The 23,566-nt window shown below is 35.7% G+C and carries 21 protein-coding genes, 3 tRNA genes, 1 rRNA gene and 1 riboswitch; of the genes, 15 read left to right on the plus strand and 10 right to left on the minus strand.

Going from position 1 to position 23,566, the window contains the following annotated elements:
• Nucleotides 1-8 precede the first annotated feature (8 nt).
• A 5S ribosomal RNA gene (gene rrf, locus F5ESL0233_RS00325) occupies nucleotides 9-125 on the plus strand.
• A 12-nt stretch (nucleotides 126-137) separates the two neighbouring features.
• Nucleotides 138-210 (plus strand) — tRNA-Asn (locus F5ESL0233_RS00330).
• A gap of 55 nt (nucleotides 211-265) precedes the next feature.
• On the opposite strand, the gene F5ESL0233_RS00335 is transcribed toward F5ESL0233_RS00330, so the two are convergent.
• Entirely contained in the window at nucleotides 266-1,192 is a 927-nt protein-coding gene (locus F5ESL0233_RS00335; protein WP_122058194.1) for a LysR family transcriptional regulator, read from the minus strand.
• A gap of 119 nt (nucleotides 1,193-1,311) precedes the next feature.
• Between F5ESL0233_RS00335 and F5ESL0233_RS00340 the strand changes: the two genes are divergently transcribed.
• Nucleotides 1,312-3,186, plus strand: coding sequence for a flavocytochrome c (locus tag F5ESL0233_RS00340; RefSeq protein ID WP_122058292.1), 1,875 nt, complete (start codon nucleotides 1,312-1,314; stop codon nucleotides 3,184-3,186).
• A 37-nt stretch (nucleotides 3,187-3,223) separates the two neighbouring features.
• Here the strand turns inward: F5ESL0233_RS00340 and F5ESL0233_RS00345 are convergent, their stop codons facing one another.
• Both F5ESL0233_RS00345 and F5ESL0233_RS00350 read right to left on the minus strand, forming a co-directional pair.
• On the minus strand, nucleotides 3,224-4,045 hold the full coding sequence (locus F5ESL0233_RS00345) for a triphosphoribosyl-dephospho-CoA synthase (RefSeq protein WP_122058195.1): 822 nt from the start codon (nucleotides 4,043-4,045) through the stop codon (nucleotides 3,224-3,226).
• 20 nt (nucleotides 4,046-4,065) lie between these two features.
• Nucleotides 4,066-4,980 carry a LysR family transcriptional regulator gene (locus F5ESL0233_RS00350; protein WP_090094234.1) on the minus strand — a complete coding sequence of 305 codons (915 nt, stop codon included), beginning with the start codon at nucleotides 4,978-4,980 and terminating at the stop codon, nucleotides 4,066-4,068.
• Between the two features lie 408 nt (nucleotides 4,981-5,388).
• Between F5ESL0233_RS00350 and F5ESL0233_RS00355 the strand changes: the two genes are divergently transcribed.
• The 4 genes from F5ESL0233_RS00355 to aroD are packed head-to-tail and all read left to right on the plus strand — an operon-like array spanning nucleotide 5,389 to nucleotide 10,098.
• Nucleotides 5,389-6,585, plus strand: a complete 1,197-nt coding sequence (locus F5ESL0233_RS00355; RefSeq protein WP_122058197.1) for an MFS transporter — start codon at nucleotides 5,389-5,391, stop codon at nucleotides 6,583-6,585.
• Between the two features lie 18 nt (nucleotides 6,586-6,603).
• Nucleotides 6,604-8,370 (plus strand): FAD-dependent oxidoreductase, encoded by a 1,767-nt coding sequence (locus F5ESL0233_RS00360; protein WP_122058199.1) that lies wholly within the window; start codon nucleotides 6,604-6,606, stop codon nucleotides 8,368-8,370.
• A gap of 39 nt (nucleotides 8,371-8,409) precedes the next feature.
• Entirely contained in the window at nucleotides 8,410-9,318 is a 909-nt protein-coding gene (locus F5ESL0233_RS00365) for a shikimate dehydrogenase (protein ID WP_122058200.1), read from the plus strand.
• 18 nt (nucleotides 9,319-9,336) lie between these two features.
• A complete protein-coding gene (gene aroD / locus F5ESL0233_RS00370; protein WP_122058202.1) occupies nucleotides 9,337-10,098 on the plus strand; it encodes a type I 3-dehydroquinate dehydratase in 762 nt (253 codons plus the stop codon).
• Between the two features lie 58 nt (nucleotides 10,099-10,156).
• Here the strand turns inward: aroD and F5ESL0233_RS00375 are convergent, their stop codons facing one another.
• From F5ESL0233_RS00375 to F5ESL0233_RS00395, 5 genes are all read right to left on the minus strand, one after another.
• Nucleotides 10,157-10,387, minus strand: coding sequence for a cytochrome b5 domain-containing protein (locus tag F5ESL0233_RS00375; protein WP_122058203.1), 231 nt, complete (start codon nucleotides 10,385-10,387; stop codon nucleotides 10,157-10,159).
• Between the two features lie 172 nt (nucleotides 10,388-10,559).
• The gene (locus F5ESL0233_RS00380; RefSeq protein ID WP_122058205.1) at nucleotides 10,560-11,429 is read right to left on the minus strand and encodes a DUF4097 family beta strand repeat-containing protein; all 870 of its coding nucleotides are present in this window, start codon (nucleotides 11,427-11,429) and stop codon (nucleotides 10,560-10,562) included.
• 14 nt (nucleotides 11,430-11,443) lie between these two features.
• On the minus strand, nucleotides 11,444-12,310 hold the full coding sequence (locus F5ESL0233_RS00385) for a DUF4097 family beta strand repeat-containing protein (protein WP_122058206.1): 867 nt from the start codon (nucleotides 12,308-12,310) through the stop codon (nucleotides 11,444-11,446).
• A gap of 359 nt (nucleotides 12,311-12,669) precedes the next feature.
• A tRNA-Lys gene (locus tag F5ESL0233_RS00390) sits at nucleotides 12,670-12,742 on the minus strand.
• A gap of 147 nt (nucleotides 12,743-12,889) precedes the next feature.
• A tRNA-Lys gene (locus F5ESL0233_RS00395) sits at nucleotides 12,890-12,962 on the minus strand.
• A gap of 141 nt (nucleotides 12,963-13,103) precedes the next feature.
• Between F5ESL0233_RS00395 and yycF the strand changes: the two genes are divergently transcribed.
• From yycF to F5ESL0233_RS00435, 8 genes are all read left to right on the plus strand, one after another.
• Nucleotides 13,104-13,820 (plus strand): response regulator YycF, encoded by a 717-nt coding sequence (gene yycF / locus F5ESL0233_RS00400; protein WP_090094111.1) that lies wholly within the window; start codon nucleotides 13,104-13,106, stop codon nucleotides 13,818-13,820.
• Nucleotides 13,821-13,880: 60 nt separating this feature from the next.
• Nucleotides 13,881-15,737: a cell wall metabolism sensor histidine kinase WalK gene (gene walK, locus F5ESL0233_RS00405; RefSeq protein WP_122058293.1), complete on the plus strand. Its 1,857-nt coding sequence runs from the start codon at nucleotides 13,881-13,883 to the stop codon at nucleotides 15,735-15,737.
• A complete protein-coding gene (locus tag F5ESL0233_RS00410; RefSeq protein WP_122058208.1) occupies nucleotides 15,727-17,049 on the plus strand; it encodes a hypothetical protein in 1,323 nt (440 codons plus the stop codon). Before walK ends, F5ESL0233_RS00410 begins: the two co-directional genes overlap by 11 nt.
• Before the next feature lies 1 nt (nucleotide 17,050).
• The gene (locus F5ESL0233_RS00415; RefSeq protein WP_090094107.1) at nucleotides 17,051-17,869 is read left to right on the plus strand and encodes a two-component system regulatory protein YycI; all 819 of its coding nucleotides are present in this window, start codon (nucleotides 17,051-17,053) and stop codon (nucleotides 17,867-17,869) included.
• A gap of 13 nt (nucleotides 17,870-17,882) precedes the next feature.
• Nucleotides 17,883-18,680 carry an MBL fold metallo-hydrolase gene (locus F5ESL0233_RS00420; protein WP_090094113.1) on the plus strand — a complete coding sequence of 266 codons (798 nt, stop codon included), beginning with the start codon at nucleotides 17,883-17,885 and terminating at the stop codon, nucleotides 18,678-18,680.
• A 68-nt stretch (nucleotides 18,681-18,748) separates the two neighbouring features.
• A complete protein-coding gene (locus tag F5ESL0233_RS00425; protein WP_118897563.1) occupies nucleotides 18,749-19,933 on the plus strand; it encodes a S1C family serine protease in 1,185 nt (394 codons plus the stop codon).
• Between the two features lie 486 nt (nucleotides 19,934-20,419).
• Nucleotides 20,420-20,899: a 23S rRNA (pseudouridine(1915)-N(3))-methyltransferase RlmH gene (rlmH, locus tag F5ESL0233_RS00430; protein WP_122058210.1), complete on the plus strand. Its 480-nt coding sequence runs from the start codon at nucleotides 20,420-20,422 to the stop codon at nucleotides 20,897-20,899.
• A 257-nt stretch (nucleotides 20,900-21,156) separates the two neighbouring features.
• Nucleotides 21,157-21,291, plus strand: coding sequence for an IS3 family transposase (locus tag F5ESL0233_RS00435; protein ID WP_158593109.1), 135 nt, complete (start codon nucleotides 21,157-21,159; stop codon nucleotides 21,289-21,291).
• A gap of 71 nt (nucleotides 21,292-21,362) precedes the next feature.
• On the opposite strand, the gene F5ESL0233_RS00440 is transcribed toward F5ESL0233_RS00435, so the two are convergent.
• Both F5ESL0233_RS00440 and F5ESL0233_RS00445 read right to left on the minus strand, forming a co-directional pair.
• Nucleotides 21,363-22,016 (minus strand): energy-coupling factor transporter transmembrane protein EcfT, encoded by a 654-nt coding sequence (locus F5ESL0233_RS00440; RefSeq protein WP_122058211.1) that lies wholly within the window; start codon nucleotides 22,014-22,016, stop codon nucleotides 21,363-21,365.
• Nucleotides 22,017-22,026: 10 nt separating this feature from the next.
• Nucleotides 22,027-23,382 (minus strand): ATP-binding cassette domain-containing protein, encoded by a 1,356-nt coding sequence (locus F5ESL0233_RS00445; protein WP_122058213.1) that lies wholly within the window; start codon nucleotides 23,380-23,382, stop codon nucleotides 22,027-22,029.
• Between the two features lie 51 nt (nucleotides 23,383-23,433).
• Nucleotides 23,434-23,523: riboswitch (TPP riboswitch) on the minus strand.
• Between the last annotated feature and the right edge of the window lie 43 nt (nucleotides 23,524-23,566).

Genomic DNA, 23,566 nt, shown 5'->3' on the forward strand with positions numbered 1-23,566 from the left:
AAAAGAAGTACGGTGGCAAGAGCAAGAAGGAAACACCTGTAACCATGCCGAACACAGAAGTTAAGCTTCTTAACGCCGAGAGTAGTTGGTGGGAGACTGCCTGCGAGGGTAGGACGTTGCCGTGCTTTTTTTAATATTCCGGCTTAGCTCAGTTGGTAGAGCGCTTGACTGTTAATCAAGATGTCGTCAGTTCGAGTCTGACAGCCGGAGCAAGGTTAAAAAAGAAGGTCTAATGACCTTCTTTTTTTGTTTATGAAAATTTATTTTATTTAATGCTGGGCTGTATTCTTAGTTGTGTGAATTTTGTAATTAGTTTTTTAAGACCAGGATCAAGCCTTTTCTTGTGTTTAACTGCAATAAAATACTTAATTTGAATTAAAGTGTGATCAAGTGGAAGAAGATTAATTGGAGTTCGATTTATTCTTTTGATAATACTAGCAGCTGAAATGGTTAATCCCACTCCCTTAATTGCTAAATTTGTTGCAGTTAATATACTTTTACTTTCAAGAACAATGTTGGGCTGGACGTTGAATTTATGAAATATACCATTAACTTGATGACGAATAGCGGAATTGCTAAAACTAACTACAAATGGTTGTTGCAATATTTCCTTAAGATTGTATTCATCTTGATTAAGAATAAACCGGTCTTTTTTAAAATATGATGATTGAGGTGAAATAATCACATAGTAGTTTTCTTCCCCATTAACGAAAAAATCGAGCTCAGTATTGAGCGATTCAGGTGTTTGTCCAATGTAACAATCAATTTGTTCATTCAAAAGCTGCGTTTCGCTATTTCTAGGAAAGGTTTCAGATAATTGAATCTCAATATTTGGATTTTCAGCCAGAAAATCGGGTAGTAATTCTGGTAATAAAAAAGTTCCGAGGCTTTCTAAGACTCCAATTCTAATTATTTCTTTTTTTGGTGAGGCGTATCGAATCAACTTTTTGGCTAAATTTTGGTTATTGGCAATAGTTGTTTCGAGGTATTTATAATATATTACGCCGGCTTTAGTTAATGTAAACGGAGTAGTTTTTCGATTAATTATTTTGGTCCCTAATTTATGTTCGATGCGTTTAAGTAGTTGAGTTAAATAAGGCTGTGAGATATATAGTTCTTGGGCAGCTCGGGTAAAATTGCTTTCTTTTAGTAAAATGTCAATGTAGTGTAAGAGTATTTCTGGATCTTTCATCTGTTTCCTCCAATAACACTTTTATTATAGCTTATTTGCTCGAAAACTATTTCATTTTGTTAAATAAAGTTAGTAAAATTTAGTTATTAAAGATTTTACAGAGAGGAATTATTTCAATGATGAAGCCAGGTACATATAATGTAAAAGCAAAAGGGCATGGCTCAAGTTTTATGCCAATGAAGGTTACTCTTTCTGCGACCGATATTGAAAATATAAGCATTGATTCTAGTGCTGAAACTAAAGGGATTGCTGATGAAGTTTTTAGGCGGCTACCCCAGCAGATTATTGCTAATCAAACACTAAATGTTGATGTGATTAGTGGTGCTACAATCTCTAGTCGCGGAGTTATCGATGGAGTTGCTCAAGCCATCGATGAGGCTGGCGGTGAGGTAAATAAATGGAAACAGCGGGCTAAACCCATTGCTAAAAGCGATAAAGATGAAGAATATAATGTAGATGTGGTTGTAATTGGTGCTGGAGGTGCTGGGCTTGCTGCAGCAACTAGAACAATCCAAAATGATAAAAAAGTGATAGTTTTAGAAAAATATCCACAAATTGGTGGCAACACTGCGCGGGCTGGTGGACCTTTAAATGCGGCTGAACCAGAATGGCAGGGCAAATTTAAGGCCTTAGCAGGTGAAAAAGAAAGTTTGGCAAAATTAGCTGCGCTACCAATTGATCAAATTGATTTAGAATATCGGCTTGATTTTCAAAAATTACAAAAACAGATTAATGCATACCTTGAATCGGGGGCAAATTATTTATTTGACTCCACCTTACTACATGAAATTCAAACTTACTTGGGTGGTAAGAGAATTGATTTAAATGGAAATGAAATTCATGGTAACTATGAGTTAGTCAATAAGCTTGTTAATAACGCATTCGCTTCAGTGCAATGGTTGACTAATTTAGGTGTAGAGTTTAATCGTGATGATGTAGCAATGCCTGTTGGTGCTTTGTGGCGTAGAGGCCATAAACCAGTTGAGCCAATGGGCTATGCTTTTATCAAAGTTTTGGGTGAATGGCTCAGAGATCATGGCGCAACTATTTTAACTGAAACCCGAGCAAAACATTTAATTATTGAAAATGGGCAAGTGAAAGGTGTGCTTGCCGAAAATAATGGCAAACAAGTGACTGTCCACGCACCAAAAGTCATTTTAACTTCAGGTGGGTTTGGTGCGAACACAAAGATGGTCCAAAAGTATAATACTTATTGGGCACAGATTGCTGATAATATTGCAACTACTAATTCACCAGCAATAACCGGTGATGGAATTGCTTTGGGACAAGAAGCTGGCGCTGCTTTAGTGGGTATGGGTTTTATTCAACTAATGCCAGTATCTGATCCAGAAACGGGTGAATTATTTACAGGCATTCAGACACCACCTGAAAACTTCATCATGGTTAATCAAAAAGGAGAACGTTTTGTCAATGAATTTGCAGAACGGGATACTTTGGCTAAAGCAGCAATTGCTAATGGTACTTTATTTTATTTAATTGCTGATAATAAAATAAAAGCAACAGCCTATAACACAACTGAAGAATCTTTGGCAGCGCAAGTTAAGGCTGGGACACTGTTTAAGGCCGATACTTTAGCAGAACTAGCTGAAAAAATAGGGGCAGAGCCAGCTACTTTAGTTAATACAATTAATAAATACAATTCGTATGTAGATGACGGCTATGACCCTGAATTTAATAAGAGTGCCTTTAATTTAAAATGTGAAGTTGCCCCATTTTATGCAACACCACGTAAGCCAGCAATTCACCATACTATGGGTGGGTTGAAAATTAATTCTAAGGGGCAAGTGCTTAATCAAGATGATCAAGTTATTACTGGTCTATTTGCTGCTGGTGAAGTTGCGGGTGGTCTTCATGCTGGAAACCGCCTAGGCGGCAATTCATTAGCTGATATTTTTACTTTTGGCAGAATTGCTGCAGATACTGCTTGTAGTCAGCTTATATCAGATACTACCAATAGCTCATCACAAAATTAAAGATTAATCAAAAAATAGCCAGTCTTCAGGCTATTTTTTATAATTGCCCTTGTTCTAAAGCTACAAAAATGGTGACGATTAATAAATCGGCACAGCCCCCCAAACTATAATTATGGTCTAGACATATTTGGTTAAGCTTGAGGAGATATTTTTTTCCTGAGACTGTAGTATAGCCGCCTAGAGCCAGATATTGGCTAGCACAGCTATGCAACCAATTAATTACATCATAATTACCTGCGCGCTTAATAAGATTACTGTCAACCGTTACTGTAGCAATTTTCATTAAGGTATCTAGTAATCGGCACTGGAGCGTACCGGTGCTCTGCTTTAAGAAAGGCAGGGCATATTTTTTTACAATGGGATAACCTTGTTCGGCTTGTGCACGTGCGCCACCAATGCTGTATTGTTGAAATTCACGTTCACCAGCTGTTTGTAATTGGTTATTTTTTTCTAGGTCATGTTCAACTAAACCATGGCACATTTTAGCGATAGTTGCAAACAACTCTGCCTGATTTTTTTTACAATAACTTTGAGCGCAAACAAAAATACCTAGAGCAAAAATTGCCCCCTTATGGGTATTGACTCCATTTGTAGCTGTTAGCATTTCTTCTTCAGCTAGTAGACCTTCTTGTCTTAATTGAGTGAACATGGCGGGGAGGTCTGCTCCAGTGAAGGTTTGCCCAATTTGTGTAGCTTTATTGAAGTAATGCTCTAAGCTTAAACTACTGTCAATAAAGGTATAAATATTCATATCAGGATGTGGTCCGGGATTAGCTGGATCAACTAAGCCAGGTTTGGGCAAGGTAGTGACTTCATATAAAAGAGCGCGTAGCGCATTTTGAGTGATTGAATTAGTCATAAGTTCCTTAATTGTGATTACTACTTAATTGCTAAATTGTCGACTAAAGTTTGAATTTCTTGTTTGTTACTTTTAATAAAGTCAATAAAGTCGATAATTCCAGCTGAAAAATGCTGGTTAGGATCATAAACAAGATAAACTTGCCGGATATTTTTAGGTAAATCAAGTTGAATTTGATGAATATCAAAGCCACTGAGATAAATGGTTTTGGCAACAACGCCCACAATGTCGTTGGTCAGTACCTGACCAGCAATTGCCAATTCATCATGTAAACGATTGATGATATGCAAATCAGAAGCAACTGCAAGCAAAGCGTTTGTGATATCGCGACCAATTTGAATTTTAGTGGAGTAAGTCATGATGGATTCGCCTTGTAATTCACTGGGCGACATGCGGTTAATTTGAGCTAAATTATTATCGGGTGCAACAATTGCAATAATTTCTTCGGTATAAAGTGGAATATAAGTTAGGTAATTAAATTCGGGTACGTAAGAGCAGATACCGATGTCATACCACCCATTTTTAATGCCCTCACATATTTGATAAGAGGGATTATCATGATAAATAAAATGCGGGGAAATCGCACTTTCTTGTTGGTATTTTTTGGTTAAATAAGGCAAAAAGATACCAATTGCAGTAGGGATGCCAGCAATATGAATATTGCCTTGATCTTGACTAATTTTTTGAGCAATCTTTTTTTTGCCATGTTCCAATGAAGCTAACGTTTTGGTAACCGTATCATAAAAAATACGGCCATATTCGGTTAACTGGACATAGCGCCCATTATGTTTGAACAGTTTACAATGCAATTCGGTCTCTAGTTGCTTAATGGAAACTGATAAGGTGGGTTGACTGATAAAAAGATTTTCGGCAGCTTTTGTATATTGTTTTTGGTCTGCCAACTCTTGAAAATAGTAAAGTTGATTTAAATTCATGTTGGATACCTCAGAAAACTATTTTTATTTAAAGTTTTAATATTGCAACCGCTTAAAATATTAAATAAATAACTATATTTTGTTTAGCAGCTAATTAAAGTGATAGTAATATTTGTATTCATCTTTACATTATAGCGAAATATTTAATTATTGCATTTTTTTATAAAAATAAAAATAAAAACTATAATCTTAACTAATTTTAGAAGTTATCGACTAACTAAAAAAATTTCAATTTCAATTTTTAAAGTTGACTAAATTGTTTTACTATCTTTATTTCCTATAGACACAGTAGTTTGCCTTATTATAGCTAATACCCATACTTGTGCCATAATAAATCATTATTTTTATTTAATTAAATGGGTTATATTATTGGGTAATTAATTACCAATAATTTTGAAAGGTGAAGAGATGGAAAGAAAGAACAATTATGCAGGTGTTGCTACCTCCGTTTATATGCACTTTGCGGTTGTGGGGGCGGCGACACTGTTTATTAGTCAGTATCGCCAAGTTTTAGCACAGTCATGGCATGCAACTGAAACTCAAATCTCGTTGGTGATGGCGATGGTTGGCCTCGGGCGGATTATTACTATTTTGTTTGCAGGTGCGATTTCAGATAAGATTGGTCGCAAGAAGGCCTTGTTGATTGCACTTACTAGTGATGCTATTTTTTTGTTGGGAGCAGCTTTTGCTAATAATATTTGGGTGGCTGGGATAGCAGCGATGTTTTTTGGCGCTACTAACTCTTTTGGTGATACAGCTGGTTATCCGGCTCTAGCCGATGCCTTTCCGACTAAAACGGCCACGATGAATTCTTTTGTGAAAGCAGCCATGCAGGTAATGCAGATGCTGTTTCCATTTTGTGTCAAATTGATCAGTAATCCGCGAATTACTGCTTGCATTTTAGTTGCGTTGATTTTAATTGATGTTTTTTTAACTATAAAAACAGCTTATGCACCGCAAGCGCAAACCCAAGAGACTAAAATTGAGCAGGAAACGGCTACAATACAAACTAGTAGCAATCAGCCAAAACTAGCAGTTGATGGGTTAATGATTATTGCTTTAGGATTTACACTTTGTTTTACTTTTTATATTTTTTCCTTATATGCGCCCTATTATGGTCAATATGTACTCAATGAACCTGCTGCTAATGCTAATCAACTAGTTTCGTGGTATTCAATTGCGTCATTAGTCTCGGTCTTTGTGACTTCAGTTTTAGTAACAAAAGTAAAGCGTTTGACCTTGATTATGGTTTATTCAGCTATTACTGCAGTGGGACTTTTATTCATGGTTTTGTCTCCTTCACCATTAGCGGGTGAAACTGGCGCGTTAGCAGTCGGGTTCTTCACCGCTGGTGGCGTATGGCAAGTTGGCTTATCTGTTTTGACTTCTTATTTTCCACAAAGTCATGGCAAGATCACATCATATTATAGCTTTGCCCCTGCCATGGTTTACTTTGTTGCACCATTAGTAGCAGCTTTTGTCTTAAAAGCTAATGGTACAAGTACCTTAATGGTTTTCTGGATTACGGCAATTTTTGCAATAACTTCAACTATTCTTGCCGCAATTTTGATTGTGCGCAGTAAGAATTTTGATATTGCAGATTAGTTAGAGAAAGGCAAATTTATGACTCAAATAATAAAGACCCAAGCTACTGGGCGTAATGGACAGATTGATTTTGAAATTAAGTTAACGGGTAACCATATTGATGACTTAGAGGTAACTAAAAATGTGGAAACACCTGGAATTTTTAACCAAGTTGTTGATAAATTAAAAACTCAAGTTATTAATGAGCAAAGCTTTGATGTTGATGCAATTTCAGGTGCTTCAATTATGACGCAAGCCATGCTGGATGCTGGTAAAAAGGCACTCACAGAAAATGGAGTAGCTACTACAACTACTAGCAAAGCCAAAGAGCATCAAAACGTTACCCTTGATGTTGATGTAGCTGTTATTGGTTCTGGCATGGCCGGACTAATGGCTGCTTGTCGGGCGCTTTCTTTAGGCAAAAAGGTACTTGTACTTGAGAAAAATGGTTATCTTGGTGGCGCAACAATTTTGAATGGGTCCAATGTAGTGGGTACAGGATCAAAATTATCAGCTAGTATATTTGGTGAAGAAGCTAAAAGGGATACACCTGAATTACTGGCGCAAGACATTAGGCGTGAATGTCGAGGCACTAACGATGCTGAGTTGTCTAATCTATTAGCTGAAAATATTGGTAAGGCAGTTGATTTTATTACCGAGTTTGCTACTTTGACTTATCAAAAAGCAGAAACGCAAACGATTGAACATTCAGTTGACCGCCAAATTGAAATGCCAACCGCCAGTTCATATGAATTGATTACCAAGGTTGCTGAGGCCTTTACCCAAAAAGGAGGGCAAATTCTACAGGAAACTCGGGTAGAAAAGCTAAATAAGAATGAAAAAGGTGAGCTAGTTTCATTAATTGCGGAAAGTAAGTATCAGACTACTAAAGTTAACTTCAAGTCATTAGTGCTAGCAGCTGGAGGTTGGGGGGCACGTGACTATCAGGAATATAAAACTACGATACCATATTATGGTCCAATGACTTCAACTGGTGACTACTTTGATTTTGCCAAAAATATGGATTTAGTTGCACGCAATCTTGATTGGTATAAAGTTTATCCACATGGACTTGAAGTTGAACCAGGTATTGCCAAATTGACGACTTATTCCACTAAGGAAGCCAGCGATATGGGGGCAATTTTTGTTAATACGAATGGTCAGCGAATTGTTAATGAATCGGCGCCATATACCCACTTCCGTGATGCAATTGCGGCTCAAAAGGATAAGCTTGCTTTTGTAATAATGGATCAAAGAATGTGGGATAGATTCTTTGAATTGTTACTCAAGTATGGTTTCACTCAAGATGAAGTGCAAGGCTTCTTTGATTTGGATGGTAAGAAGAGTCCAATTTTGGTTTCTGGTAATCTCAAAGTGGTTGCTCAAAAAGCGGGTATTAATTATGCTAATTTACAAAAGACGTTAGCAGAGTATGAAGAAGCAGTTAAAGTTGGCAAAGACTCTGAATTTGAACGTCCAGCACAATTTATGCATAAATATGAAGGCGATACTTACTATGTAATTGAACAAAAATTACGTTTTTGCACTACTTTGGGTGGATATGAGACTAACAAGCATTTACAGCTTTTGACCACTGATTTTAATCCCGTTCCTAATTTTTATGCTGCAGGTGAAATAATTGGTGGTGCCAATGGTCATGATTCAATGCCAAGTATGATGAATTCATGGAGTTATGCTTCTGGCTTTATAGCAGGAACTGAAGCTGCTGATAATGCTAATTTTAGCCAATCACATTTGGTTTCACGTGAAACAGTAAATGTGGTATCGGGTGCATCTACTAAATAAGTATAGATATTATTTTTTTAAAAGTAAGGAGCTAAAATAATGACAAATCAAATTACAGGCGTGAATGGTCCAATTACTGGTTGGCTGGATGGCCACACTTATTTAATTGGTTTAATGGCTTATCCGATTCGGCATTCAATGTCACCTACAATGCACAATAACGCTTTTGCCAAATTAGGTCTAAATTATACTTATCTCTGCTTTGAAATTGGTAACGATAAACTTGCTAGCGCAGTTGATGCTATTCGGACTTTAGATATGCGCGGTTCAAATGTATCGATGCCAAATAAAAAAGAAGTGATTAAATATCTTGATAAACTATCACCAGCTTCAGAAATGTGTGATGCTGTTAATACCATTGTTAATGATCAGGGTGTTTTGACTGGTTATACGACAGATGGCATTGGCTTTGTTCAGGCACTTAAAGCTGAAGGCATCGAAATCAAAGATAAGATAATTACTCTAACTGGAGCTGGTGGTGCTGCGACTCCGATTGCAGTTCAGTCGGCTTTGGATGGTGCTAAGGAAATAAAAATGTTCAACATTCAAGATGATAAATGGGTTCAAGCTGAAAAAAATGTGCAAACAATTCAAGAAAAGACGGCTTGCAAAGTTTCATTAACCGATTTAAGCAATCAAGCTGCATTTAAACAGGCAATTGCTGAGAGTGATATTTACTGTGATGCTACGAGTGTCGGCATGAAACCGTTAGAAGATAAAACTTTGGTTTCAGATCCATCCTGGTTCCATAAAGAGATGGTCGTTTTTGATACAGTTTATGCTCCTAGAACTACTAAACTAATGGAAGTAGCTCAAGCAGCAGGGGTTGAACATGTTTTTAACGGAATTGGCATGATGATTGAACAAGGGGCCGCCTCATTTAAACTCTGGACGGGTCAAGATATGCCAACTGACTATATTCGGGAAATTATGTTTACCGATAAGTAAGAAAAGTTGAGGTAGACAATGGCAACTGTTAAGATTAGAAATATTGTTTTGGGAACAGGGCTACCTAAAATTGCTGTCCCAAATGTTGGACGAACGGAAACAGAAATTTTAACTGCAGCGAAAACAATTGTTGCTGCCCAGCCAGATTTAATGGAATGGCGGCTCGATTACTATGCAGCTGGAATTGCTGATAAGGACGCCTTAATTGCAACTGCCCAAAAATTACGACAAACGGTGGGCGACTTGCCGATTTTAGTAACCTTTAGAACGCAAAATGAAGGTGGCGTTGCTGCATTAGCAGATGATGCTTATTTGGACTTAGTGGAATTAATTATTACCAAGCGCTTAGGCGATGCAGTTGATATAGAACTGTTTCATGATGAAGAGCGGATTAAGCAGCTCGTTTCCTTAGCCCATGATTACAATATCGTAGTAATTATGAGTAACCATGATTTTGATAAGGTACCCGCCCAAGATGTCATTGAATTTCGCCTTAAAAAGATGGCACAATTGGGGGCAGATATCCCTAAATTAGCTTGCATGCCGCATACTCCGCAGGATGTTTTAACCTTATTAGAAGCTACTCAGGTAGTGCATAAAGCAATTCCTAATCCTTTAATTACAATGGCAATGGGTGATTTGGGTAAAGTTACGCGAATTGCTGGTCAGATTTTTGGTTCAAGCTTATCTTTTGGGGCGGTAAGTCAAACTTCGGCACCAGGACAGCTTTCACTTAAAGATTTACGCAATGCAGAAAATTATTTGGCTTTACATGACTAATTTAGCAATCAAAAAACAGGTACACATTGTGTACCTGTTTTTTGTTGTCAAATAGTAACTAAGCTTCGTAAGTACCAACTTTTTTCAAGTTGCCTAAAACACTTTTACCGTGAGGTGATTGACCAATTGCAACTGTCGAGTCTTGTCCAGCTAAATTACCATGGTGTTCGCCATCAGTCCAGTGAGCATTGCCAGTAACATCGTAAACATCGCCATCAATTGCTACATAAGCTGGATTTCCATTTTTACCATCATATTTTGCTAAAGATTCTTTTGTGAACTTCTCCATTGAAGCACACTCCTTTCAATAAATAGAATAAAACCTATCTAAAATATAACATAATCCTAAAAAGGTTAGATGTCTAATTATACGCTTTAAAAAATTTTATGGTGGTAAAACTAAACTTTTTTATTGAATGACTAACTTTTATATTTATGCCTGCAACTTTAAGCCAATTTATCTAGTTAATATTAATATCGCCATTGCCACAAGTAACTCTTAGAAGAGGTGTATGTTGCCTGACTTTAGAAAAATGACCAGAATAATTGTTATGGCGGAAGTTAATTTCATTACCAGAATGAGTTGAAAGTAAGTAACTAATCATCGGTGCCTCGCTCATTTGAAAACTACCATCATGTAAATTGAATGAACTGCTACTAAGAATTTTAGAATTGCTGATTGAAACATCACCATCAGTAAGAGAAACAGAGGCTTTAAATTGGCTGGCAAAAATTGTTAAATCTCCATCATTGCAGTTAGAAGTGTCTGCTTTTAGGGTGGAATTTGCTACCTTAATGTCACCTTCATCTAAGGTGAAGGACGTCTTCAAGGCCTTGATATTGTTGATACTAAGGTCACCATCATCCAGTTGCAGGTCAATGTCAGCGATAGTTAAGTCATTTAAACTAACGTCTCCTTCATTGACCGATCCTGAAATGTTGCTTACAGCGTTTTTATCAGGAACAGTAATTAAAAGTTTGCAATCATCGTTAGATGCTTGGTGGTCATTAGCAAGCGTCAGTTCTTGATTTGCTACTCCAATTTTGACCGCTTTAATGTTGCGACTTGTAACTTTTACTTGAAATTGATCACCCTTAGCAATGTTAATGTCGGCTTCGTTAACCTTGATTTTAATTTTGGAAAATTTCTTCAGGTTGTTTGTTTTACTACTTACAGAATGCTTGTGCTCATGGTCACTAAAAAAGCTACTATTAGTTATTTCATGATGCATTTCTTGCATATTTTGTTTGCTATTATTAAATTTAATAATTAGTAATAAAACAAGACCAATAACTGCAATGATACCAATGATTTGATAGAACTTTTTCATTGTTAAATGTTCCTTTAATTGATTGCAATATCGCCGTCGGCACTGACTACTTTAAGAAGAGGCGTGCCATTAAGCCTTTTAACTAGGTGGCTAGTGTGATAAGTATTGTCAAATTTAATGGTATCCTCTGAATCAGCTGTAAGGTCGTAACTAATTTTAGGTGCCTTGTTCATTATAAAATCACCGTCACTTAGGTTGAACGAACTATTGCCAGTAATTTTAGAATTTTTGATTAACGCATCACCATCATTTAAGGTTGCGGTAATTTTGCACTGACTGTCTGTAATTTTACAGTCGCTATCACTTAAAGCTAATTTTGCACTTGATAAAGTCGAATTGCTGACTTTAAACTCGCCATCACTTAAGATTAAATTCGATTTTTTAACGGTGGTATTTTTTAAAATAGCATCACTATCATCGACTTTAATGTTTATTCTTGGAATAATTAAGTTTTTTAAAAGTAGGGTGCACGCATAACATGAACCAGATATTTCTAATAGGGAGTGGCTCTTTGGGACCCTAATTTCAACGTGATAGTTTCCATTATTATAATGGGGTTCAGGCTTGTCAAAAATGGTTAACTGGTTATCTTTAATGGAAGTTTTAATTTTACTAATATCGGCGCCATAATTGCCTATAATAGTTACTTGATATTTCTTACCAGGAATAACTTGGATGTCTGGGAGGTAGGTGTCAAGTTTGATTTTGGTAAATTTTTTAAAAACAATTGTTTTTCTTTTAGTTTGGTTGCTGAACTGGTTTGGTTTGTTAAAATGACTCATTGTTTGAGATATTGTATGTATGTCATGGTAGATATTTAGACCGATAGCCAAAAAGAAGACGGCAAGTACTAGAGCACATATTTTATAAAACTTTTTCATTTATAATAATCCTTCAGCTTGTTTAAATTGATTTGCGAGTAGTTTTTCTTGTAGTATATGCCAAAAGTAAAGTTGGCATATGTAGCGATTAAAAAGTTGGACGAGAAAAATAAAACACTACCAAGACAAATGGAAATTTTCCCTGGCAATAGTGGGGAGATATTGTCGTGTTTTTTGCTCCTAATATATAACATTTTAATTTAGATGTTTATAATTAACAAGATTAAATTAATGCCTTTTTATTAAAAAAATAATATGGGGGAATTAGCAAATTATTATTCAGATAAAAACATAGCTAGGAAAGATGAATTTTTGAGATAACAAAAAGCACTGTTACTTACAGTGCTTTTTATTTATGATGGGTGGCCAGGGGTTCGAACCCTGGACCCACGGATTAAGAGTCCGTTGCTCTGCCAGCTGAGCTAGCCACCCATTTATTTCTGTTGACAGTTAAATATATTAGCAAGTATTTCTAGTTTTGGCAAGTCATTTTTGCAAAAAAATTAGGATAGTTAGTTATGGCGTCTTTAACTATTAACTAGCAAAAAAGCACCGCCTTCTCGCAGTGCTTCTTTTTAATGGGTGGCCAGGGGTTCGAACCCTGGACCCACGGATTAAGAGTCCGTTGCTCTGCCAGCTGAGCTAGCCACCCAAAAAATGTTATCTTAAATAACCAACAAAACTTATTATGCTATTATTTTAAATGAAATGCAAGCTTTTTTGTTAAATTTTTGTGCTTTTTTTGGCTAAATAGTTAAAAACCAGTATAATGGTAAGCAAAGGGGGGCTTTCGATGCCAAAGAAGATTCTCGTTGTCGATGACGAAAAACCAATTTCTGATATTATCAAATTTAATTTGACGAAGGAAGGCTTCGACGTCGACACTGCCTATGATGGGGAAGAAGCTATTAAAAAAGTTGATGAATATAATCCAGATTTGATGATTTTGGACTTGATGTTACCCAAAAAAGATGGTTTAGAAGTGGCACGTGAAGTTAGACAAACTCATGATTTACCGATTATTATGGTAACAGCTAAAGATACGGAAATTGATAAAGTACTCGGGCTGGAAATGGGAGCGGATGATTATGTTACTAAGCCATTTTCTAATCGTGAACTTGTAGCGCGAGTTAAAGCTAATTTACGGCGCCGTAGTATTGCTAAAAAAGTGGAAAGTGATAGTGATGATACTTCAACCAAGAATATAACTATTGGTAATCTGGTGATCATGCCTGATGCTTATATTGTTGAAAAAGAAGGTAAAAAAATCGAACTCACTCATCGTGAATTTGAGTTGCTTTATTATTTAGCGCAACATATGGAACAAGTAATGACTAGGGAACATTTATTGCAAACAGTTTGGGGCTATGATTATTTTGGCGATGTTCGTACCGTTGATGTAACAGTCCATCGTTTGCGGGAAAAAATCGAGGATAATCCGATTCAGCCGCAGATTTTAGTAACTCGTCGCGGTGTTGGCTATTATGTGAAACAGCCAACAGAAGACTAATTAAAGAAAGCCTGCAGAATGATTTTTTGTGTGGCTTTCTTTTTATATATTTGGATAATTATGAATAGAATAAAAAATAAATTTAAGCATTTAACTATTTCAATTAACACTACATTAGCAACTGTTTTTATGGCAATGATTATTGCGACCATTGAGGTCATTGGGGTATATTTCACTAGACAATTAGAACAAAATAGCATTGATAATTTTCAATCGTCAATTCAAGTACTACCAATTGTAACCAACCAGTTATCGCTGCAGTTAGTCAGGGATAATAAGCACACTAACAGTAACTTGAATCGTATAGTCAACGATTATAGTAACGGAATTGGTACGATTAGTGAAATTATTGTTGTTGATAATAAGGATATCATTCGGGCTGTTTCTAGGTTAAATGATAAAAATCGTATTGGACAAAGAGTCAATAACACTATTGTTAAGCAAGTAACTTCAACGGGTAGACAAGCTACAAAGGTAGTTAATGATCATGGTGACTATATGATTCAGGTGACACCTCTGAATGCAGGCAATGGTTCTACCAATATTGTGGGCGCAATTTACGTTAAAGCATCAATGCAGGGTGTTTTTAATGATTTACGAAATATTTCTTTAATGTTTTTAGTGACCTCGTTAGTGGCAGCAGTAATGGGTGCTATTTTATCATTAGTAGTTTCACATGCAATTACTAAACCTATTGAGGAAATGCAAAGTCAAGCTCTAAATATTGCTGACGGAGATTATTCTAGTCAAGTAAAAATTTATTCTAATGATGAATTAGGTCAACTAGGCCAAGCATTTAATACTTTGTCAGTTAGAATTGAACGTTCACAAGAAGAATCTGAAAGTGAGCAGCGAAGATTAGATAGCATTTTGTCACATATGAGTGATGGGGTTCTGGCAACGGACCGGCATGGTAATGTTAATGTGGTTAATCAAATGGCACTTAACTTTTTGAATACAACTGAAGAGAAAATCACCAATAAGCCAATTGCGACAATTTTAGGTTTAAAAGAATCTTCCCAAGACTTGATTGCTAATCAGAAAGGAATTGTACTTACAGTTAACGAAGGTAGTCGTGATGAAGTTATTTTACATGCTAGTTTTTCACTAATTAAAAGAGTGACCGGTTTTGTTTCAGGTAGTGTGTGTGTGTTACACGATATTACTGAGCAACAAAAAAATGAAAACTCTCAAAAACAGTTTGTTTCAAATGTTTCCCATGAATTGCGTACCCCGCTTACAAGTATGCACGCCTATATTGAAACCTTAAATGAAGGGGCTTGGAAAGATCCCAATGTAGCTCCTAAATTTTTACAAGTTACCCAAGAAGAAACTGAACGAATGATCCGTATGATTAGTGAATTATTAAGTTTGTCCAGGATGGATCGGGGTGCAGTCAAAATCAATTTTGAGTGGGTTAATTTTAATGATTTTGTTGCCCATATCTTAGACCGCTTCGATATGATTGTAAAAAATAATCAAAAAGAGGGTAAAAAGAAGTATACAATTAAGCGACAATTAGGTACACAGGCCTTATGGGTTGAAATTGATACTGATAAAATAGCGCAAGTAATTGATAATATTATGAATAATGCTATTAAATATTCACCTAATGGTGGAGTGATTACTACAAGTTTAACTCATGATGATCATCGCATTATTTTAAGTATTGCTGACCAAGGTTTAGGAATTCCTCGAGAAGATTTAAGTAAAATTTTTGATCGCTTTTATCGGGTTGATAAGGCACGCTCGCGTGCTCAAGGTGGGACTGGCCTAGGGCTAGCAATTGCTAAAGAAATTGTAGAGCAACATCGCGGTCAAATTTGGGCTACTAGTAGTGAAAATAGAGGCTCAACTTTTTATATTGCCTTACCTTATGAACCAATGAGCGAGGGAGATGAGTGGGATGAAGCTTAAATTTAAATTAGGCGATATATTATTACTAATTGGAACATTAGCAGCAGTTATTTTGTCGATTATTCTGTGGATTTTTATTATGACGAATAATCAATACTTTAGCCACATTAATCAAACTAGTAATGTAACTGAGCAGTCACATAGTCGCAACCGAATTATTTCAAATCTATTTGTACCAACGAGTTCTTATGGCTTTCAGAATGGTCAATTATATAACTTATATGATGCTAAAAAGAATTTGCCGTTAGAATTTAGTAATGAACTTAAGGATGTCAAATATGGTAACATCGAAAAAATTAGCTCAAGTCGGCACAAGTATGAGCAAATGCTTAATAATTCTGCATATGTGCAATTAACCTTTCCTAATGAAGTAAGTGTAAATTTGCTTACTAAAAAGGATGTCACTAAAAATGACCAGAAATTTCGCCGTATTTTTATATCGCCGAGCAATTTTTATTTTTATTTAGGTAGTGATAAGAGTACAACAATTTATCGTGTGGGATTAATTAAGGCTGACTTTTCGCGTTTACGCAGTTATGCTCGGAATGCCCATGGACGTCAGCCGGTTAAATTTGTCCGATTAAATGATAGCTATGAAGTATTTTATACCCAAACAGAACATTGGCGGGTTTATAGTTATTTAACTAATAGTCAGCCAGATTCTTACTTCGTTACCCGACTTCTTGGTACAGCCAATGTAACTGCTCGTTCAAGTAAAAAGGGCTGGACCACTTATTCGCTGAATTACTACACAAAATTGCGAGCACCAAATACTGAACTAAAAGAAGCAGATTTTTTATATTCTCGCTATGAAAAGAGTAAAGTTATGTCTACTAATGAGCGCTTACTCGATAGTGTTGAATATGTTCATAAGTTAGGTCTAAGTGAACAAGATTTGCGTTATTTTGATTATAGTAATGGATCAGTTAGTTACGCTAATTATATTGAAGGCTTACCAGTTTTTTTGAGTAGTAAAAACCCGCAAATAACGACGCGTTTTGCGCAAGATGCAATAGAGATTGCGTTTAATAATACTGATTTACAAATTCCAATTCCGTTTGATGGACAAACGCGAACTTTGCCTCCAAGTGAGACCGTAGTGCATAATTTAGTTAATGCGGGACTAAAGAAAACGGCAATCCAACGGGTAATTGTGGCGTATCGTGTAGAAAAAGATCATAGCCATGACAATTTAATTAATTTAATCCCAGTATATTATGTTAAAGCATATAACCAGTGGAGAAGTGCCGCAGAGTGGGAAAAATATGGCTCAAGTGGAGTTAGCCAAAACCAGTTAGTGAAGGGGAATTAGGATGGATCGAAAAAGAATTGAATGGTTAATCTTAATTATATTTTTGTTAATTGATTTGTATCTTGGAATTGAAATGTGGCGCTCACCAATTAGTCTAAGCAATACGGCCGGAACGACAACTAGTATTCGGTCTGAAATGCGGGCAGATGGAATTGATATTCCATTACATATTTCGCGTAAGCAACAATCTGGTTATTATTTGGCGGCTAAAAATCGCGATTATCTTTCGCATAAAGAAAGTACCTTAACGCAAGTGACAACTCACTATTCAAAAAGTGATAACAGCCTATCTGCAACACCGCAATCGGCAATTTTACTTTCAGGTAATCGGAAAAAAATGCTTGAGCAACTAGATGATTTTAAGAATGATCCTACTTGTGTACCATATGGTAAAAATTTTAAATATGAGCCAAGTATGTCTGGCGAAAATGCTTATTGTTATGTACAAAAAACGGATTACGGTCAAGTCTATGATAATGATGCTCAATTAACAATTAATGTACGGAATAATCAAATTATTGATTATACAATTTCTTATATGGGACCAATTAGTGCAGTAAGAGAACCGCAGTTAATTATTAGTGCCTGGCATGCGGTTAAAGCAATGTATACTGATCGTGAAATTGCTAATAATTCACGTGTGTTAAAGGTTAATTTAGGATACTCGAAATTGACTGAAGTTCGGGGCAACACGATTATGTTACCCACATGGCTTATTCTAGTAGAAAATAAAACAACTAAAAATATAACTGTAAAACGAGTTAATGCATTTACTGCCCAAATTTTACAAAGTAGCTCGTACAATGTTCAGAAAAATTAGGAAGGAAATTAATGTGCGTGTTTCTGTTTTAGCTAGCGGATCTACGGGAAATACTAGTCTAATTGAGACCAAGCAGCATAAAATATTAATGGATGCAGGCTTGTCAGGGAAAAAAACAAAGCAACTATTAAAAGATATAGGAGTTGATATCCATGACATTGATATGGTCTTTTTAAGCCATGATCATTCAGATCATAGTAAAGGATTAGGCGTATTGATGCGCCGCTATCCTAAATTAGCTGCTTTTGCAAATGATGGGACATGGAAATATTTGAATGAAAGTCAAAAAATCGGTAAGCTACCAGTTGACCAGATTAATGTAATTGAATCTGGTCAAACTAAAACGTTTGGTGATCTTGATATCACAGCTTTTGCTACTAGTCATGATGCAGCTAAACCACAATATTACGTTTTTACTAGTGGCGGCAAAAGGATTGCCTTTTTAACCGATACAGGTTATGTTTCGCAGCGAGTAAAAGCGGTAATTGCTGATTGTGATGCTTACTTAATGGAATTTAATTATGATGATCTGATGCTACGTAACGGTCCTTATTCTTGGTCATTAAAGCAAAGAATTTTATCAGACGTTGGACACCTATCTAATCTTGATGCGGGTCAAGCGTTATTAGACGTGGTTACTAGTAGAACTAAGCATATCTTTTTGGCCCACCTAAGTCAGCACAATAATACAGCTAAATTAGCTTATGATGCAGCAAAAGAGATAATGATTAACGGTGATGCAAATTTACCAAGTGATGTTAAAATTGTTATGACCAATGCGAGTGCACCAACAAGCTTAATACAAATTTAATTAAATTATTTATATTTGTTCAAGCTTTATTAGTATTATTTAAAACATAACTAAAGGAGAACTAAATAATGGAAAAACAAAATAGTATTTTTAAAACTGCTATTGTTGGGATAGTAGCGGGTTTAATTGGGGGAGGTGCTTCATATGTAGCACTTGACCAAATTAATAATGCTAATTATAACAATAATGCGCAAACTAGTATTAGTTCCAGTAGTGCTAAAACTTCAAAAAATAGTGCCCGAAATAGTGGTGCAATGACTCCCGCCTACAACAGTGTTAGAGGAGCGGTTGTTTCGGTAATTAATATGAAACGACAAAATACACGTAGTAATTCTTTGTTTGATATTTTTGGTGACGATAATCCTAATAAGGATAAGGGTAAACTGCAGACTTATAGTGAGGGGTCAGGGGTTATCTACACCAAGTCGGGAAATAAAGGTTATATCGTAACTAACAACCATGTTGTTTCTGGGAGTGATAAAGTGCAGGTAATGCTCTCAAATGGAAAAACAGTTAATGCCCGCATTGTTGGTACTGATGCAACAACTGATTTAGCAGTTTTGTCAATTGATGCTAGCTACGCTACACAAATTGCTGAATTTGGCGATTCTAAGAGTCTGCAGGCAGGGCAAACGGTAATAGCCGTTGGCTCACCTCTTGGTAGTGAATATGCTTCAACTGTCACCCAAGGAATAATTTCCGCACCAGCGCGAAGCATTACCACCTCTTCAGCTAATCAACAGACAGTCATTCAAACTGATGCAGCCATCAATCCAGGTAACTCTGGTGGAGCCTTGGTTAATTCTGCGGGTCAGGTTATTGGTATTAATTCAATGAAGTTATCACAATCTGGTGATGGGACATCTGTTGAAGGAATGGGTTTTGCCATTCCTTCAAATGAGGTAGTTACAATTGTTAATCAGCTAGTTAAGAAGGGTAAAATTGTACGACCACAATTAGGAGTCAAAGTTATTGCGTTACAAGGGATGCCAGCTAGCTATCGTAAACAGCTTAATATTAAGTCTAACTTAAAAGATGGAATTTACATTGCAGAAGTTACTAAAAGAGGTGCAGCTAGTGTAGCTGGTATCAAAGTTGGTGATGTTATTATTAAGGTTGACAACCAATCTATTTCAGATGTCGCTTCGTTACACAGTATTTTGTATAATCATAAAGTTGGTGATCGTGTTAGTGTAACGATTAATCGTAATGGTAATGAAATGAAGTTAAATATAAAGTTGCAGGCTGATTAAGTTCGAAAAATAAATGTATTAGTTATTAAAAGCTGTACTACACTGATTTGGATGGTAATACAGCTTTTTTGTTAATAATCAATATGCGGAACATCGTAATATTCGTCTTTTATCTTTGTCAAGTTTTAAATGGGAACTAAAATCTTGTTGATAACTGTGGAAAACTTTGTGGATTGTGCATAAATTAGCAAAAATTTCGTATAAGCTTTGTGGAAAACTTGTGAATTGTGTGTAAATATTATATTTTATTTTTTGGCTAATAAAGCTAAAAAAACGATGATAGCGCCATTCTTATCTAGAAAGTTTGTAAATTTCAACTATCCATGAATAGATGTGCGTAATTTAAAAATAAAAAATAAAAAAAAAGCAGCTAACACAAGTTATGATAAAAGTTAGTCTGATAACCACAAAATATAGATTTTGCTTGTACACAGCTGTGGACAAAGTCAGTGGAAAGAATGGGTATTTGGGGATAAAGTAAAAATTATGAAGATAAAAATTATTTGTGTGGGCAAGTTAAAAGAAAAATATTTTAAGGACGCAATTGCGGAGTATCAGAAACGACTTAGTCGATTTACTAAAATAGAATTAATCCAAGTAGCTGATGAGCAAGCGCCTGAAAAATTAAGTTTAGCTGAACAAAATCAAGTTAAGGAAATTGAAGGACAAAGGATTTTAGCTAAAATTAAAAGTAAAGAATATGTGTATGTTACAGCGATTAAGGGTAAGGAACGTAGTAGTGAGGAATTTGCTTTAGAACTAGAAAAACTGGGGACTTATGGTCATTCAGATCTTACTTTCGTAATTGGTGGTAGTCTGGGCACTAGTTCTGCTGTAAATCAGCGGGCAGATGATTTACTTAGCTTCGGCAAATTAACTTTACCGCATCAATTGATGCGGGTGGTGCTAATCGAACAAATTTATCGCGGTTTTATGATTAATAATGGTAGTCCTTACCATAAATAAGAAGATAATAAAAAACAATCAACTATGAAGTGCCCCCAAATTGGGGGGTTATTTTTATGGCTAAATTATCTAAATAAGATAAAATTACAAGCTATCGGCTTGGCATGAATATTAAATTGTTCTTCCTGAATTAAGTTGGCGTTATCAGGTTAGATCTAATATTGATTACTTGCTGGCGTTTCTTGCACGTCACGGCCTAACTATTTTGGCTTAACTTTACACTATTTATAGTAATGACTTTAACCCTCAAGTGGGTAATGTTTTACGGCTTTGAAAAGCAAGTTAAAAATCTTAATGAACTAGAAGATGCAATCAGAGACTACATTGAGTATTACAACCAGAAAAGAATTAAAAGCAAACTAAAAGGACCAACTCCGATTAAATACCGGTAATTAGTCCTCAGTTAATAATTAATAAAGCGAACTAATTTTGGGTTCGCATCATCTATATGGCTATTTTTTATTTAATTTAAAGTAAGTAGTGCAAGGTTAACAAATAATAGAATAATACCGCTATATATCCAATCACTTATTTTTATTGGAATTGCCACGATCGTTGTCCGTGGCGCATCTTCAACATAGCCATGTGACTCCATTGCTTGGGCTAAATTTTCGGCTGAATTGAGGGCAATTAAGATTGCTTTGAAGTAGAGTGTAGGTGACCAAAAACTTAAATAAACTCCCCGCATCATTGCAGCGGTTTGGACTTTTTTAATTGCTTGTTTCATTTGGGGAACAAGATTAAGTGCTGCTAAAATGCCATATGCGAATTTACTTGGTAGATGAAAATTTTGTTCAAAGCAACGAGCAAATTCTGTGGTCGTAGTTCCAATAAAAACGCAGTAGATGGTCAGAGTGTAGACATAAATTCTACTAGCTAAACAAAGAGCGTTCTGTAAATTGGGTTCAGGTGTAAACCAGTACAAAGTAGCAAAGATGGTCGTTGCTGCTACTAATGGTAAAAGTAATGTTAAAAGTAAATTTTTGATTTTGACATGATTAAAAAGTAAATAAACTACTGCTATTCCAATAATGATTAAATTTGTAGGTAAGCTGGTTGTCAATGATATCTCTAAAGAAACTATTACTGCTAAAAAGAATTTAAAACTAGGATTCAATGCGAACACCTCATTTCGTTACATAGGTTAATTGTTGGTTTTTAAAAACAAGATGATAATCACACCACTCCGCAATGTTAGTAAGGTCGTGGGTAATAATTACTAGTGTTTGCCCTTGTCGAGCTTGGTTCTCCTTTAATAAATTTATGATTTGTTTAGCAGAATGATTATCTAAGCCACTTAGTGGTTCATCAAGTAAGAGCACAGCTTGACTAGCAATGATCATCAATAAAATTTGTAATTTCTTTTGTTGGCCACCAGAAAGGGAATAGACAACTTGATCTAAGGTTTGATCTAATTCCAAGGCAATTAAAGCTTTATTAATTTCTGGGTCAGTAAAGAAATGGTTATTAGGACTTTTTTTACTCAAGTTAAGCTCATCTGCAACTGAAATATTAATAAATTGGTCACTAGCTTTTTGGAAAACTTGCCCAACTTGCCGCAAATATTTACGCGTGGATAATTGGCTAATTTCATGGTCATAATAAGTCAAGCTGCCATCGTAGGATAACATTTTACTAAGGGCATTAAAAAGTGAAGTTTTACCAATGCCATTAGCTCCCGTAATGAGGGTGGTTTTACCAGCCATAATTTGTAAGTGCTTTTGGTTTAAAAGTAATCGATTTTCACTAATTTTTGTATTAGTTAAAGTAAAACAGGGCTGCTCACTTTGAGGGAGAGCAAAATGATAATTTTTTTTATCTTTATTTTTTTGCAATAAGTTATCTTTGGCTGCTGCACTTAGCTTAGTGATTACTTTTTTTTGAAATTGAAATATATTGTCACAAATATTTTGATAATTGCTTAAAAGATGATCACTAATGAGAATAGTTTTCCCTTGTTTTTTTAAAGCTGCTAATTTGTTAATTAAAAAGCGTCGAGCATCTGGATCACAATTGGCAAATGGCTCATCAAGTAAATAAAGATCTACATCCATTGCTACTAGAACAGCTAGTGCGACTCGTTGCTGTTCACCACCAGACATTGTATTAATTTTTTGATCAAGTAGGTGGTCAATCTGGGCAAATTTAACGGCCAATTTAAGACGTTGGGCATATTGTTCACGGTCAACTTGGAGGTTTTCTAAAGCGAAGATAATTTCTTCTCGCGGAGTAGACATTGTAAATTGTTCACTAGCATTTTGGAACAGCATCGCAGCTCGTAAGCCATTTAAATCAACTTCCCCAGTGAGTTGACCAGCATATTTGGGATAAAGTGCTACAAGTATTTTTAGTAGGGTAGATTTGCCGCAGCCTGAAGGTCCTACTAATAATGAAAATTCTTTTGTAGGTATGGTTAAACTAAGGTTATCTAAAATTTTATTCTGCAGGTCATATGTAAAAGTTAAATTTTTAATAGTAATCAATTTTATTTCCTAAGTATAAAAAAAGTCATCATGGTTTCATACCAGATGACGTAAAATTCAAGTGATTTTCCCTTCGTTGGCATTATCCATGCAGGTTCAGTGGGTATGTTCTCAGCCTTATCGGCACCCCAATATCAGTGTCATTATACCTAAAAGATGGTTTGCTGTCTATCTTGATCATGAT

The sequence above is a fragment of the Lactobacillus sp. ESL0233 genome, from assembly GCF_003692995.1.
In the GTDB taxonomy this organism is placed as follows: domain Bacteria; phylum Bacillota; class Bacilli; order Lactobacillales; family Lactobacillaceae; genus Lactobacillus; species Lactobacillus bombicola.